Below are 15,332 nucleotides of genomic sequence, written 5' to 3' on the forward strand. Positions count from 1 at the left end.
TGAAGGCCAGCAAAGGTCTTGAGTGGTACTTGCATCTTGCGCCCCCCACCCGCATAACTTGCTGCATGAACCTGCCCATCCCCGCAGACAGTGCCCTGAGCGGCTTCCACCCTGCCGTCAGCGCCTGGTTCAGCCACACGTTCGCAGCGGTCACCGCCGCCCAGGCCCAGGCGTGGCCGTTGATCCGCCAGCGGCGCTCGACCCTGGTCGCCGCGCCCACCGGCTCCGGCAAGACCCTCACCGCGTTTCTCGCCGTCATCGACGACCTGGTGCACCGCGGCCTGGAAAGCCCCGAAGGCTTGCCCGATGCAACCCTGGTGGTCTACGTCTCGCCGCTCAAGGCGCTGTCCAACGACATCCGGATCAACCTGAAAACCCCGTTGGCCGGCATTACCGAGCAATTGCGTGTGATGGGGTTGCCCGAACTGCAGATCAGCACTGCCGTGCGCACCGGCGATACACCGCAAAAAGACCGCTCGGCGATGCGCAAGACGGCGCCGCACATTCTGGTGACCACACCGGAATCCCTGTACGTGCTGCTTGGCTCCGACTCCGGTCGGCAGATGCTCGGTACGACACAAACAGTGATCATCGACGAAATCCATGCCATGGCCGCCAGCAAGCGCGGCAGCCATCTGGCCCTGAGCCTTGAACGCCTGCAGGCACTCTGCCCCGAACCGCTGCTGCGCATCGGTCTGTCGGCCACGCAAAAACCCATCGAAGCCGTGTCGCGTTTCCTGGTCGGTCGCGACCGCCCGTGCGAGATCGTCGACATCGGCCACGCCCGCCCCCGCGACCTGGACATCGAAGTGCCGCCCGTGCCGCTCTCGGCCGTGATGGCCAACGATGTCTGGGAGTTGGTCTACGACCGCCTCGCCGCCCTCGCCCGGGAACACCGGACCACGCTGATTTTCGTCAACACCCGGCGTTTGGCCGAACGCCTTAGCCGTCACCTGAGCGAACGCCTGGGCAAGGAAGCGGTAGCGGCCCACCACGGCAGCCTGGCCAAGGAATTTCGCCTGGACGCCGAGCAGCGGCTCAAGCGCGGCGACCTGCAAGTGCTGATCGCCACGGCGTCGCTGGAACTGGGGATCGACATCGGCGACGTCGACCTGGTGTGCCAGATCGCCTCGCCGCGTTCGATTGCCGGGTTTCTGCAACGGGTCGGCCGTTCCGGGCACCAGGTCGGCGGCACGCCCAAGGGCCGTTTGTTCGCCACCACCCGCGACGACCTGATCGAATGCGCCGCGCTGCTCGACTGCGTGCGCCGGGGCGAACTCGATACCTTGTTGATACCGCAGGCGCCGCTGGATGTGCTGGCGCAGCAGATCATCGCTGAAGTCAGTTGCCAGGAGTGGCCCGAGCAAGCGCTGCTGGAGATGCTGCGCCGCGCCGCGCCCTACTCCGGACTCGACGAAAAACACTACCAGGCGCTGCTGCACATGCTCGCCGAGGGCTACAACGGGCGTCAGGGTCTGCGTAGCGCCTACCTGCACCGCGACGCCGTAAGCCGCACGCTGCGCGGGCGCCGAGGCGCAAAATTGACCGCAGTGACCAGTGGCGGGACCATTCCGGACAATGCCGACTACGCCGTGCTGCTGGAGCCTCAAGGGTTGAACATCGGCACCATCAACGAAGACTTCGCGGTGGAAAGCATCGCTGGCGATATCTTCCAGCTGGGCAATACCTCCTATCGAATCCTGCGCGTGGAATCCGGCAAGGTGCGTGTCGAAGATGCCCAGGGCCAGCCGCCGACCATCCCGTTCTGGCTCGGTGAAGCGCCGGGGCGCAGCACCGAATTGTCCTCGGCGGTGGCGCGCTTGCAGGCAAAACTCGACGACCTGCTGGGGACCGCGCCTGGCAACTTGCAGCCAGCGCTCGACTGGCTGACCGGGACCCTGGGCCTGAACCTCGCCAGCGCCGAACAACTGGTGGACTACCTGGCCCGCGCACGGCAGACGCTCGGTGCCCTGCCATCGCAAGACACGCTGCTGATGGAGCGTTTTTTCGACGAGTCCGGCGGCACCCAGCTGGTCATTCATACGCCATTCGGCAGCCGCATCAACCGCGCCTGGGGCCTGGCCCTGCGCAAACGTTTCTGTCGCACCTTCAACTTCGAACTGCAAGCCGCCGCCAGCGAAGACGCCATCGTGCTGTCGCTGTCCACCAGCCACAGCTTTGAACTGGACGATGTCTGGCGCTACCTGCACAGCAACAACGCCGAGCACATCCTGATCCAGGCCGTGCTCGACGCGCCGCTGTTCGGCGTGCGCTGGCGCTGGAATGCCGGTGTGGCCCTTGCCCTTCCACGCTACAGCGGCGGGCGCAAAGTCCCGCCGCAGATCCAGCGGATGAAAAGCGAAGACCTGATCGCCAGCGTGTTTCCCGATCAGATTGCCTGCGTGGAAAACCTCGCCGGCGAACGCGAGATTCCCGAGCATCCGCTGGTGGAACAGACCCTCGACGATTGCCTGCACGAAGCCATGGACACTGAAGGCTGGCTGGCCTTGCTGCGGCGCATGGAACGCGGTGACATCCGCCTGATCAGCCGCGACTTGCCGGCGCCCTCGCCGCTTGCGGCGGAGATTCTCAGCGCCCGCCCCTACACCTTTCTCGACGATGCACCGCTTGAAGAGCGCCGCACCCAAGCGGTACTCAATCGGCGCTGGAGCGATCCGCAATCCACCGACGACCTCGGAGCGCTGGACGCCGAGGCGATTGCCGCCGTGCGCGACGAAGCCTGGCCGGTGCCTTGCAGTGTCGATGAAATGCACGAGGCCTTGATGAGCCTGGCGTGCATCACCGATACCGAGGTCAGCGCCAACCCGCAATGGCTCGGCTGGCTCAAGATCCTGGCCGACAGCGGACGCGCGAGCCGTTTACAGATCAACGCCGGGCAATCGCTGTGGCTGGCGCTGGAGCGCCTGACCTGCCTGCGGGCCATTTATCCACAGGCCGAATTGACGCCACCGCTGCAAGCGCTGCCGGACTTCGATGAAACCTGGGCACCCGACGAAGCCATTCTCGAACTGATCCGCGCACGGCTCAGCGCCTTCGGCCCACTTGCGCTCGAGCGCATTGCCGAACCACTCGGCTTGCCTGCAGCACAAGTGACCCAGACCCTGGCGCAACTGGAACACGAAGGCTACGTGTTGCGCGGTCGCTTCACCCCGGGCATCGCTGAAGAAGAATGGTGCGAGCGGCATTTGCTGGCGCGAGTTCACCGCTATACGGTCAAGCGCCTACGCCGGGAAATCGAACCGGTGGCGTTGCAGGATTTCATGCGATTCCTGTTCGATTGGCAGCATGTGTCGACTGCAAGCCAGGGCCAGGGCGCTGCGGTGTTGCCAGCCATCGTCGGGCAATTCGAAGGCTACCCCGCCGCCGCTTCCGCCTGGGACAGCGACATTCTGCCCGCACGGATCAAGGACTACTCGGCGACCTGGCTCGATGAGTTGTGCCGCAGCGGCAGACTGGTGTGGACACGCCTGACTGCGCACAACAAAAACGCCGGCACCGCGTTGCGCAGCACACCGATTGTCTTGCTGCCGCGCAATCGGGTCGGCCTCTGGAGCGGCTTGACCGAACAGACACCGGTGAGCGAACTGTCGCCGAAAACACAAAAGGTCCACGCCGCCCTCAGCCAGCACGGCGCGCTGTTTTTCGACGAGCTGATCCATGAGGCGCACTTGCTGCGTTCGGAACTGGAAGTCGCCCTGCAGGAACTGGTGGGCGCGGGGTTGGTGAACGCCGACAGCTTTGCCGGTTTGCGCGCGCTGATCACCCCGGCGAGCAAGCGCCAGCCGCGCAACAGTCGGCGTGGACGCGGCGCATTCATCGGCGGCATGGACGATGCCGGGCGCTGGGCCTTGTTGCGACGCGCGCCAACGGCTCCTGTGGCGGGAAACCAGCGTCCCGCATCGACGCCAGGCGATACCCTGGAGCACATCGCCATGACCTTGCTGCGTCGTTACGGCGTGGTGTTCTGGCGCTTGCTGGAACGTGAGGCGGACTGGCTGCCGAGCTGGCGCGAACTGCTGCGCACCTTCCATCGCCTGGAGGCACGCGGCGAGATTCGTGGGGGACGGTTTGTCAGCGGCCTGGCGGGCGAGCAGTTCGCCCTGCCCGAGGCGATTCCATTGCTGCGGGAGGTGCGACGTCGGCCCCATGACGGGAGTTTGGTCGCGGTGTGTGGGGTCGATCCGCTAAACCTCGCCGGCACACTATTACCTGGTGCGAAAGTCCCGGCACTGGCGAGCAATCGGCTGGTGTATCGCGATGGTTTGCCGGTTGCTGCCGAGATTGCCGGCAAGCCGCTTTTTTGGTTGGAACTGGATCAGCAGGCGAGTGCCGAGGTGCGCAACAAACTGATCCGGCATTAATGTCGTCTAGACCGGCCCCATCGCGAGCAAGCTCGCTCCCACAGGGGATTTTCTGTGAATACAAATTTTTGGCACAACAGAGATCACTGTGGGAGCGAGCTTGCTCGCGATGGGGCCAGACCAGCCACTGAAAGCCTCAAGTACAAAACCGGCTATTGAGACCGCGGCCGATCCGGCATCAACACCGCCGCATGCTCCGGCTCAGCCTCGGGTGTTGGCTCAACCGGATGCCGAGGCACCAGTGCCTGCTGTGGATAAGTTTGCGCGAAGTTCACCCACGGGCAGTTATCCACAAGCTTTTTCAATCGCTGGTTAAAGGCCCGGCTCACCGCATATTGGCCACCGGACACCGTACGAAATTGCGCGGTCAGCACCACACCATTGAGGTCCATCCTGTCGACGCCAAACACATCCAGCGGCCCTTGCAGGTTGTAGCGCAGGAACGGGTCGTTGCTGATGGAATGCCCGGCCTCGCGGATCAGTTCAATGGCCTTGTCGACGTCGGTGTCGTAGGTGAATTGCACCGAGAAAAACGCATAGGCGAATTGCCGCGACTGGTTGGTCACGGCCTTGATCTGCCCGAACGGTACCGAGTGCACGAAGCCCTTGCCGTCGCGCAGGCGCAAGGTGCGGATGGTCAGGCCTTCGACCGTGCCGGCATGCCCGGAATCAAGCACCACCCAATCACCGATGGACAGGGTGTCCTCGATGATGATGAACAGCCCGGTGATCACATCCTGCACCAGTTGCTGGGAACCGAAACCGATTGCCAGGCCGATGACCCCGGCACCGGCCAGGAATGGCGCGACGTTGATGCCCAGGTTGGCCATGGTGGTGATCGCGCAGATCACCACCAGGATGATTTTGATCGCATTGCGCAGCAGCGGCAGGATGGTTTTCACCCGCGTACTCGGCTGGCGTGCCGAACGCTTGTTGGTCGGCGGTTTCAGGGCCTCCTGAATCGCCGTGTCGAGCACCACCCAGACCATCCAGGTCACCAGGAGGATCAAACCGATGTGGCTCAGGGAATCACTGATCGCCCGGCCCACGGCATTGCTCACCGCGAATTCGAACAGCGACACGCCCCAGATCCGCCCGAGGATATCGATGAACACAATGGCCATGCCGATGCGCAGCAAAGCGTGGGACAAGTTGAGAAAACGCTCCTTGTAGGCGCTGCTGCGGCGCAGGTCCGCTTCGCTGCGCGCCTTGAACAGATGGTGCAGCGTGGTGCTGAGAAACACCGTGGCAATCAGCAATACCGTGGTGAACAAGGCGCTACGCAGTACCATCTGGTTGTCCGCGCCAACGCCGATCAGGTTGATGATCGAGACCAGCACCATCAACAGGATCGGCCAATACCAGAGCCCGGAAAAAATCCGCAGAGTCTCACGCAATGCCGGCTGACTTTGGCGCTGGGCCAGCGGAAGGATGCGGATCACGTGAGCGACCGGGCGACGCATGCGGATCACCAGCAAGCCAAAGGAAAGCGAGGCCGCCATCCCGGTGAACACCGCAATGCTGCTGGTGAGATTGCTACCCAATAGATGAGAGATCTGCTGGCTGGTCAGGGCATCGCTCAAGGCCACCAGAAAGCCGATAACGAATAACGGCCTGGGGCTCTTCTCGCGGATGATCTGCACCGCCCGGCGCTTGTGGCCGGCACTGAACACCACCATCAGCGACATCACCAATGACGCGGCAAAGATCCCCGCGCTGGTGGCATAAGCCAGGCACAGCGCCAGCGCCCGGCCCGCCGAAACCGGCAAGAACTGGCTGGCATATATCGTCAGCGGCAGGCTGATCACCGCCGCAAAGGTGTAGGGCAGCACGTAACCGAGCAACGCCTGGCCCCGTTCACGACTGAGCAGCAGGCGATGCGCGCACAGGCGTTTGGCCAACAATCGCCCAAGTAGCCAAAGACAGGCAAACACGGCGGCCCACACGCAGGTCAGTATCAGGAAATCGACAACGACGCTCAAGGGCGAGCGGGCCGAAGGCTGATTGACCAAATGATCCACTTCATCGGCCGCGCGGTCGGCACGCAGGCGCCAGGCGTCGAGCAGGTTTTGATTGAGATCAAGCCTGGTCTGGACCTCGTCGATGCTTGAACTGATGGCCCCCAGTAATCCGCCTTGCACCAGCGGTTCGGGGTGGGCCGGCGGCGTCGCAGCGGTCGCGGTGGCCGGCAGCCCCGGTATCGCGGCGGCCTCCAGTTGCTCGCTGCCCACAAACAGCAACGCCCCCAGCAGTATCGCGGTCTTGAGCCTGATCAAAACACCCGCTCCTTTGGCTGTGTCGGTAAGGAACTGATCGAAAAATGCCGGGCAAGTTCGGGCATTGCTAGTGGATAGCAGGACTGCGCTGCCTTCCAGGGCCACAGATTAACACTCGTGCTCGTGATCTTTGCGCTCAAGGCAAATATCAAATGTCCGCCCCTGTATTTTTCCGCACAACCCGAACCCCGACACTGCGCTCCATCGAATCATCCTCCGGAGTTGCAGCCATGCCCATTGCCTTGCTCGCGCTGACCCTCAGCGCCTTTGCCATCGGGACGACAGAGTTCGTCATCGTTGGCCTGTTACCCACTATTGGCGCCGACCTCGGCGTCAGCCTGCCGTCCGCCGGCCTGCTGGTCAGCCTGTATGCCCTTGGCGTTGCCGTCGGCGCCCCGGTGCTCACCGCCCTCACCGGCAAGGTTCCGCGCAAGTTGTTGCTGTTGTCGCTGATGGTGCTGTTTACCCTCGGCAACCTGCTGGCCTGGCAAGCACCGGGCTACGAGTCGCTGATCCTCGCCCGGATCGTCACCGGCCTGGCCCACGGGGTGTTTTTCTCGATCGGTTCGACCATCGCCACCAGTCTAGTGCCGAAGGAAAAAGCCGCCAGCGCGATTGCCATCATGTTCACCGGCCTGACCGTGGCGCTGGTCACCGGCGTGCCGCTGGGGACATTCATCGGCCAGCATTTCGGCTGGCGTGAAACCTTCCTCGCCGTTTCGACACTGGGCGTCATCGCCTTCATCGGCAGCCTGATCTACGTGCCGAAAAATATCGCCCACAGCAAACCCGCGTCGTTCTTGCAGCAATTGCAGGTGCTCAAGCAACCTCGCCTGTTGCTGGTGTATGCGATGACGGCCGTCGGCTACGGCGGCACGTTCACCGCCTTTACCTTCCTCGCGCCAATACTTCAGGACCTCTCCGGCTTCAGCGCCAGCGCCGTCAGCCTGGTGTTGCTGGTCTACGGCATCTCCGTGGCCGTCGGCAATATCTGGGGCGGCAAACTGGCGGACAAACGCGGTCCGATCAGCGCCCTGAAAATCATTTTTGCCCTGCTCGCCGCCGTGTTGTTCGCGCTGACCTTCACGGCCGGCAATCCCTGGCTGGCGCTGGCTACGGTACTGGTCTGGGGTGCCGTGGCATTCGGCAACGTACCGGGATTGCAGGTGTACGTGGTGCGCCAGGCCGAACATCACACGCCCCATGCCGTGGACGTGGCATCCGGCCTGAACATCGCCGCGTTCAACCTCGGCATTGCCGGTGGCGCCTGGGGCGGTGGCCTGATCGTCGCCCACATGGGTTTGATCCATACCGCGTGGATCGGTGGCCTGGTGGTGCTGGTGGCGCTGGCATTGACTGCGTGGAGCGGACGTCTTGATCGCCTTGGCCCGGCCTATGCCGAGCCGGCCGACGGTTCTGCCCGCATAATCACGGGCCACTGATAAACCCTGTAGGAGCGAGCTTGCTCGCGATGGAGGAGTGTCAGTCGACATCATAGGCGTCCGACACACCGCCATCGCGAGCAGGCTCGCTCCCACATTGAATCTGTTGTGATCTGATAACTGTGTACCGTCCGTAGCCCCATCGAAACTTTCGCCGCCGCCCCAGAGTCATTCAAAAACAGGGGCCGTCAGGCGGGAGGCGACATGACAGCGAATCACACCGATATTCCCGCACACTCAAATGCAACCGACATGCGGGTACAGGATCCGTCCGTGACTTATCGCTTCAAGGTGCTGACGGTCAACACCCATAAAGGTTTCACCGCGCTCAACCGGCGTTTCATCCTGCCGGAACTGCGTGAAGCGGTGCGCAGCGTGTCTGCCGATGTGGTGTTTTTGCAGGAAGTCCACGGCACCCACGAGCACCACCCCAAGCGCTACACCAACTGGCCGGCGATGCCGCAATACGAATTCCTCGCCGACACCCTGTGGCCGCAGTTCGCCTATGGCCGCAATGCGGTGTACCCGGCGGGTGATCACGGCAACGCGCTGTTGTCGAAATTCCAGATCATCCGCCACGACAATCTCGACGTGTCCATCAGCGGTCACGAGAACCGCGGGATCCTGCATTGTGTGTTGCGCCTGCCCGGTGACGTCCAGGAAGTGCATGCCATTTGCGTGCACTTGGGGCTGCGCGAAAGTCACCGCACGGCGCAATTGAAGCTGCTCGCCCAGCGTCTGGACGCCCTGCCCGCCGATGCCCCGGTGATCGTCGCCGGGGACTTCAACGACTGGCGTCAGCGCGCCGATGCGTTGCTCAAACCCTGCGGTCTGCGCGAAGCCTTCGCCGCGCACCACGGCAAACCGGCGCGCAGTTTCCCCGCGCGCCTGCCGGCATTGCGTCTGGACCGCATCTACCTGCGCAACCTCAAGGCCAGCCATCCGCAAGTGCTGACCACCCGCCCCTGGTCGCACCTTTCCGACCACGTCCCGCTGTCGGTGGAGATCGAGTTATGAGCAGCCAGTCGATGGAAAAAACCACACTGGATAACATCCCCGCTCCGCCGATCCGTGAGCCGACAGCGGTCGACGTCGAATACGGCTGGCAAGGCAGCAATCGCGTCGAGTTGCTGGAAAACGGTGAAGCGTATTTTCCCCGGGTATTTGACGCCCTTCGCCGGGCGCAAAGTGAAATCCTGCTGGAAACCTTCATTGTGTTCGAGGACAAGGTTGGCAATGAGCTGCAACAGATCCTGATCGAAGCTGCCCAGCGCGGTGTACGCACCACCGTCAGCCTCGACGGCTTTGGCTGCGGCGAATTGAGTACCGAGTTCCTTACCGCCCTGACCGCCGCCGGCGTGCACCTGCAAATGTTCGATCCGGCACCAAAACGCCTGGGCATCCGCACCAACTGGTTCCGGCGCCTGCACCGCAAGATAGTGGTAGTGGACGGCAGCATTGCCTTCATCGGCGGGATCAACTTTTCTGCCGATCACCTTGCCGACTTCGGTCCCGAGGCCAAGCAGGACTATTCCGTGGAGGTGCAAGGCCCGGCGGTGGCCGACATTCATCACTTCACTCTGCTGCAATGCGGTCGCCCGGCGCACGCCAAATACTGGTGGCAACGCCGTCGGCAGCGGCGCTCGGAGCTGGCCCTCAGCGATCACGATGGCCAGGTACGTCTGGTCTACCGCGACAACGGTGAACACCCGACCGACATTGAAGAGGTTTACCGCCAGGTGTTACGCCAGGCCAAGCGCCGGGTGGTGATCGCCAATGCCTACTTCTTTCCCGGCTTGCGCCTGCTGCGCGATATCCGCAACGCGGCCCGCCGGGGTGTGGATGTGCGGCTGATCCTGCAAGGGCAACCGGACATGCTGGTGGCCAAACTCGCCGCGCGCATGACCTACGATTACCTGCTCAGGTCCGGGGTGAAGATCTACGAATATTGCGACCGCCCGTTGCACGGCAAGGTCGCATTGGTGGATGAAGACTGGAGCACCGTCGGCTCCAGTAACCTCGACCCATTGAGCCTGTCGATGAATCTGGAAGCCAACGTGCTGATCCGCGACCGTGGCTTTAACAGAGTTCTGTTCGATCGCCTGGAAGACCTCAGCGACAACCATTGCAGGGCCATGTCTCACGCCATCACGCCACGCGGGCGTGTCTGGCACATGACCATAGGTTTTCTGGTGTTTCACTTCCTGCGGCATTTCCCGGCTTGGGCCGGTTGGTTGCCGGCGCACAAGCCTCGCCTGAAACCCATCCCTCCTCCGACCGGGAGCGCTGACCATGAACCGCGCTGAGCCTCACATGGCAACTGACGCCAAAAGCCCGGGCAAGTCGCACTGGAGCCGCTGGAAACGACCGCTGACGATGCTGTTTTTCCTGATGCTGATCGTGCTGTTCACGATGCTCGCCCAGCGCCTGGAGTGGAACGAAGTGTTCGATAACCTGGCCGATTTCAAGGTGCGCACGCTGATCATTGCGTCGGGGCTGACCCTGGTGAGTTTTCTGGTGTACGCCTGCTTCGACCTGATCGGCCGCACCTACATCCGCCAGAACCTGACGTGGAAGCAGATACTGCCCGTGGGGATCATCAGCTACGCCTTCAACCTGAACCTGAGCGCCTGGGTCGGCGGCATCGCCATGCGTTACCGGTTGTATTCGCGGCTCGGGGTCAGCAAGAGCAACATCGCGAAGATCCTTGGCCTGAGCCTGGCGACCAACTGGTTCGGCTACATGGTCATTGCCGGCGTCGTGTTCAGCAGCGGTCTGGTGCGCATGCCGCCGGGCTGGAAGCTCAGCAGCAGTGCGCTGCAAGGCGTAGGGGTTTTGTTGTTGCTGTTGAGCGCCGGCTACCTGGTGGCGTGCCAGTTTGCCAAACGTCGGGAGTGGGAGATTCGCGGTATCGAAATCGACCTCCCGTCCTTGCGCATGGCGGTGCTGCAACTGATCCTCGGTGCGCTGAACTGGTCGCTGATGGCGGCGGTGATCTTCACCTTGCTGCCGAGCAAACTGGACTATCCACTGGTACTGGGCGTGCTGTTGATCAGCGCCATCGCCGGGGTCATCACTCACATCCCGGCCGGGCTCGGCGTGCTCGAGGCGGTGTTCGTGGCGCTGCTGCAACACGAGGTTTCGCGGGGTAGCCTGGTGGCCGGGCTGCTGGCCTATCGGGCGATTTATTTCATCCTGCCGTTGTTGATTGCCCTGGTGATGTACCTGTTGGTGGAGGCCAAGGCCAAGTCGTTGCGGATTGCCAGGAAACCCAAATGATTTGGGGTGTGTTTGCGGACGCCTTCGCGAGCAGGCTCGCTCCCACCTTTGATCTGCGCAAGTCATACATGTTGAGTTCACCCTGGCCCACTGTGGGAGCGAGCCTGCTCGCGATTGGTCGCAAGATCACCGCAAATCACTGGGATTGAATAATGCTCAACCGCTCCCCGACCACCATCTCGGTAATCCAGTCGACAAGGATCGAGGTATAGGCCTGCTGGGAAACCGGGTCGCTCAAGGCGTGGTCGGCACCGTCGATGATGCGGTGGGTCATTGAATGCGTCTGCTGGCAGGCCGCCCGGTAGCTCATGATCGTCGCGTGGGGCACATAGTCGTCGGTCTCGGACTGCACCAGCAGGACATCCCCGCGAAATTGCGAGCAGGCATGCAAGGCCCGGTTGCTGTCGGCACGCACCAGAGTGCCTCGGTAATCACGCAGATCCAGCTTGTCCAGGTCACGTTTCGGCGTGTGCCATTGCTCGTCGCGGTACAGCGCCGGCACCCTAAGCGCCAGCCAGCGCACCGGCCGCAGCGAAGTCAGAATCGAGGCCAGATAACCGCCATAACTGGTGCCGACCACGGCAATCGCCGAGGTATCGAGGGCCGGATGCGCGAGCAAGCGGTCATAGGCTGCCAGCAGGTCGCGCAGATTGTCTTCGCGAGTTACCCGGGACAATGGAATGCCGGTGCCACCGGTGTGCCCGCGCAGGTCAAAGGTCAGGCATACACAACCCAGACCGGCGATGCCTTTGGCGCGCTCCAGATCCCGCTCCTGACTGCCGCCCCAACCGTGCACAAAAAGTACGCCGGGGACTTTCGATTTGGGGCTCAGAAAAGTCCCGCTCATCTGTTCATTATCGATATCGATCTGAATGGATTCGCTTCTAGCCGTCATAGGATTTAACCGTTACGTACTTGAGGAGAAATTCACTGCTTTGCGCCGGCCCGCGATACACCTCGATGGCATCTTTCGGCAGCGGCTGATCAATGTAGGTTTCCACCGAAGACACACGAATCGCGCGCATCCCCGGATCGTTGACGAAACTCTGCAAGGCCGCCACCTCGGCACTGCTGGCACCGCCCATGCGCCAGGATTGTTCGAGCACGCCGCTGCGCTGTTTGCCGTCGCTATCGATGCCCTGAGCGATGTCGTAGTTGCGCCGTGACGCATAGAAACGCGGATAGGCTTCATCCGCGGCGCTGTCGAACACCTGCGCCTGCTTGATAGCCACCCGCACGTCATCGGCAAGGTCCAGCTTCAACAAATCGTCGTAGCTGCCCTGCACCACCAACAGGTTCGAGCCGCCATACACCTCCTCGCCCTCAGCGTCTTTGGTCAAGTATTGATCACCGCAGTAACTCAGCACCTTGTCGCCGATGAAGCTCTGGCCGACGCTGTGGGTAATCACCTGATCAAGATCCTGCTCCAGCACCACGCCTTCGCTGAAGGTCGCGTCAGCCTCGGGCCTGGCCAGAATTTCATCGAACTCGTCGAGGCTCTGGATCACTTCCTGACCACGTCCGGCACAAGCGTGTATCGGCTTCAAGCGGATCGGCCCGGTGTACAACAGATGTTCCGCCGCCGGGCGAGCATCCTTCAGGCAGAACACGCTGAGACCGTCGAGTACGACGTTGCGTACCCGCTGGGAAAACAAAGGAGCCCAGCCTGCCGGCGCATGGGCATGGTGGTTGAGCAGCCCATGACTGATGGCTTTGGTGCAGATGAAATCATGGTCGACATAACCACCCCACAAATCCTGTGGTCCCTTGACCCCCAGTTGCCGGGCAGCCTCAGCGCCCACCAGCGTCTGGGTCGGCAACAGGTAGAGATCCCGACCGTCGTGCAATTGCGGATCGTAACTGCCGCCGTACTTGAGTCCCATTATCTGCGCCAGCCAGCGCGCCAGCGCACGGTTGGTCTCGACTTCGTGCCGCGGCGCGTCGGCGAGTACCGAATGGGCAACCACCAGTTTCTTGCGGTTTGTTGGGGTCATGCATCCCCCTTCAATCAACGCTTGATGAATGTAGCTGAAGGGGTGCAGGGATCAGGCCAAGGCCCGTTACGCAAAGAGGGGTTTTAAATCAGCCCGTTGCGTAGAAAGTGATGGCATGGGGCCTGTTTTATTCTGCACGACGCCCTTTGATACTCCGGCATTTTGCACGACTCCAGCCCACACACCCGACCCTGTGGGAGCGAGCTTGCTCGCGATAGCGGTGTTCCAGACACATCAATGTTGAATGTCATGCCCTCATCGCGAGCAAGCTCGCTCCCACAGGAGATCGGGGGTGATGCGACTACCGTGCAACCGATCCAGGGCTCACCCCAAACCGCATCCGATAATCACTCGGCGCCAGCCCGGTAATTTTCTTGAACGTCGCGCGAAACGCGCCGGGGTCCTGATAACCCACCGTCCAGGCGATGTGATCGATGGTGCCGTTGGTGAACTCAAGCATTTCCCGGGCCTTGCCGACTCGCAGATGCTGACAGTATTCGGTAGGTTTGAGCCCGGTGGCCGTGCGGAAGCGTCGCAGGAAGGTGCGCTCTTCCAGCCCTGCCTTTTCGGCCATCGCCGCCAGCGACACATCGGTCGCCCCGGTGCTTTGCAACCAGTGCTGCACCTTGAGGATCGCCGCATCGCCATGACTGAGGATCGGCGCAAAATTGCTGCCGCACTCGCTGGCGCTATCGCTGTGTTCCACCACCAGAAAACGCGCGGTATTGGTGGCAATGCTCGGTCCCAGCAGCCGGTTGACCAGGCGCAAACCCAGTTCAGACCACGCCATCAGTCCGGCGGTGGTGATCAGATCGCCGTCATCGACAATCGGCGTATCGGCCTTGAGCCGTATCGCCGGATAACGTTCGGCAAAGGTCTTGGCCGAAGTCCAGTGAGTGGTGGCGCTGCGACCGTCGAGCAAGCCGCTTTCAGCCAACAGGATCGAGCCCACGCAAACCCCGCCCAGTGTCGCGCCGCCGGCATGTTGCTCGCGCAACCAGCGGATCAAGCCTTGTGGCGCCTGGCCCTCGGAAAAGCCGGCAATCGATGGCGGGATCAACACGGCCACCAGGGCACGCTCCGGGCCGGGATGGCTGTCGAAGACCCGGACCGGCGGCTGATCACCCTCGACCTGCCAATGGCTGACCCGCAGCAGGGGCAACTGCGCAGCCTGATGCTCGGCGGCGATCCGGTTCGCCACCCCGAACAAGTCCGTCAAGCCATGCACCGCCGCCATCTGCGCGCCAGGATAGATCAGCACACCGAGCTCGGCGATTGCCCTTTCTGCGTCCATTGTCAGTTTTCCCCCTCTTATTGTCGGTGCGGCCAATCCCCGGACCGCCTGCCAGCGCCAATACTTCATTCCACACCCACACACACTTCGAGGAAACAGTCATGGCCAAGCAAGCGCTCATCGTAGTCGATATCCAGAACGACTACTTCCCCCAAGGCAAGTGGCCACTGGTCGGCGCCGACGCCGCCGCCGACAACGCCGTCCGCCTGATCAAGGCCTTCCGTGATGCCGGTGATCCGGTGGTGCATATCCGCCACGAATTCACCTCCGCAGAGGCACCGTTCTTCACCCCGAACTCCGAAGGCGCGAAGCTGCACCCCAAAGTGATCAACCGCGCTGACGAACCGGTGGTGCTCAAACACTTCGTCAACTCGTTCCGCGAAACCGAGCTGAAATCGATCCTCGACGAGCAAGGCATCACGGAACTGGTGGTTGTGGGCAGCATGAGCCATATGTGCGTCGATGGCATCACCCGTGCGGCTGCGGACTTCGGCTACACGGTGACCGTGATCCACGACGCCTGCGCCACCCGTGACCTGGAATTCAATGGCGTGTCGGTTCCGGCGGCCCAGGTTCATGCGGCGTTCATGGCGGCCCTGGCGTTTGCCTATGCAAGCGTGGTGTCGACCGACGAGTTCCTCGCGGCCTGAGTCTGCACCAAATTT

General features: G+C 62.3%; 10 protein-coding genes. 6 read left to right on the forward strand and 4 right to left on the reverse strand.

The window, feature by feature from the left end:
• The first annotated feature begins 65 nt into the window (after nucleotides 1–65).
• The gene (locus PPUTUW4_RS24575; protein ID WP_015097022.1) at nucleotides 66–4,382 is read left to right on the forward strand and encodes a DEAD/DEAH box helicase; all 4,317 of its coding nucleotides are present in this window, start codon (nucleotides 66–68) and stop codon (nucleotides 4,380–4,382) included.
• A gap of 152 nt (nucleotides 4,383–4,534) precedes the next feature.
• On the opposite strand, the gene PPUTUW4_RS24580 is transcribed toward PPUTUW4_RS24575, so the two are convergent.
• Complete coding sequence (locus PPUTUW4_RS24580; RefSeq protein ID WP_015097023.1) at nucleotides 4,535–6,658, reverse strand: mechanosensitive ion channel domain-containing protein; 2,124 nt, start codon at nucleotides 6,656–6,658, stop codon at nucleotides 4,535–4,537.
• A 230-nt stretch (nucleotides 6,659–6,888) separates the two neighbouring features.
• Between PPUTUW4_RS24580 and PPUTUW4_RS24585 the strand changes: the two genes are divergently transcribed.
• The 4 genes from PPUTUW4_RS24585 to PPUTUW4_RS24600 all read left to right on the forward strand — a co-directional run bounded on the left by PPUTUW4_RS24585 (nucleotide 6,889) and on the right by PPUTUW4_RS24600 (nucleotide 11,379).
• Nucleotides 6,889–8,100, forward strand: coding sequence for an MFS transporter (locus tag PPUTUW4_RS24585; RefSeq protein ID WP_015097024.1), 1,212 nt, complete (start codon nucleotides 6,889–6,891; stop codon nucleotides 8,098–8,100).
• Nucleotides 8,101–8,352: 252 nt separating this feature from the next.
• Nucleotides 8,353–9,117, forward strand: coding sequence for an endonuclease/exonuclease/phosphatase family protein (locus PPUTUW4_RS24590; protein ID WP_041474961.1), 765 nt, complete (start codon nucleotides 8,353–8,355; stop codon nucleotides 9,115–9,117).
• Nucleotides 9,114–10,406, forward strand: coding sequence for a cardiolipin synthase ClsB (gene clsB / locus PPUTUW4_RS24595; RefSeq protein ID WP_015097026.1), 1,293 nt, complete (start codon nucleotides 9,114–9,116; stop codon nucleotides 10,404–10,406). The genes PPUTUW4_RS24590 and clsB overlap by 4 nt, the downstream gene beginning before the upstream one ends.
• The gene (locus PPUTUW4_RS24600; RefSeq protein WP_015097027.1) at nucleotides 10,393–11,379 is read left to right on the forward strand and encodes a lysylphosphatidylglycerol synthase domain-containing protein; all 987 of its coding nucleotides are present in this window, start codon (nucleotides 10,393–10,395) and stop codon (nucleotides 11,377–11,379) included. The genes clsB and PPUTUW4_RS24600 overlap by 14 nt, the downstream gene beginning before the upstream one ends.
• Before the next feature lie 136 nt (nucleotides 11,380–11,515).
• On the opposite strand, the gene PPUTUW4_RS24605 is transcribed toward PPUTUW4_RS24600, so the two are convergent.
• From PPUTUW4_RS24605 to PPUTUW4_RS24615, 3 genes are all read right to left on the reverse strand, one after another.
• Entirely contained in the window at nucleotides 11,516–12,274 is a 759-nt protein-coding gene (locus tag PPUTUW4_RS24605; protein WP_007970134.1) for an alpha/beta fold hydrolase, read from the reverse strand.
• Nucleotides 12,264–13,373, reverse strand: a complete 1,110-nt coding sequence (locus PPUTUW4_RS24610; protein ID WP_015097028.1) for a DUF3182 family protein — start codon at nucleotides 13,371–13,373, stop codon at nucleotides 12,264–12,266. The genes PPUTUW4_RS24605 and PPUTUW4_RS24610 overlap by 11 nt, the downstream gene beginning before the upstream one ends.
• 301 nt (nucleotides 13,374–13,674) lie before the next feature.
• Entirely contained in the window at nucleotides 13,675–14,667 is a 993-nt protein-coding gene (locus PPUTUW4_RS24615) for a GlxA family transcriptional regulator (RefSeq protein WP_015097029.1), read from the reverse strand.
• 101 nt (nucleotides 14,668–14,768) lie between these two features.
• Between PPUTUW4_RS24615 and PPUTUW4_RS24620 the strand changes: the two genes are divergently transcribed.
• Nucleotides 14,769–15,317 carry a cysteine hydrolase family protein gene (locus tag PPUTUW4_RS24620; protein WP_015097030.1) on the forward strand — a complete coding sequence of 183 codons (549 nt, stop codon included), beginning with the start codon at nucleotides 14,769–14,771 and terminating at the stop codon, nucleotides 15,315–15,317.
• Nucleotides 15,318–15,332 lie beyond the last annotated feature (15 nt).

Origin of the sequence: Pseudomonas sp. UW4, assembly GCF_000316175.1 — a bacterium.
Taxonomy (GTDB): Bacteria; Pseudomonadota; Gammaproteobacteria; order Pseudomonadales; family Pseudomonadaceae; genus Aquipseudomonas; species Aquipseudomonas laurylsulfatiphila.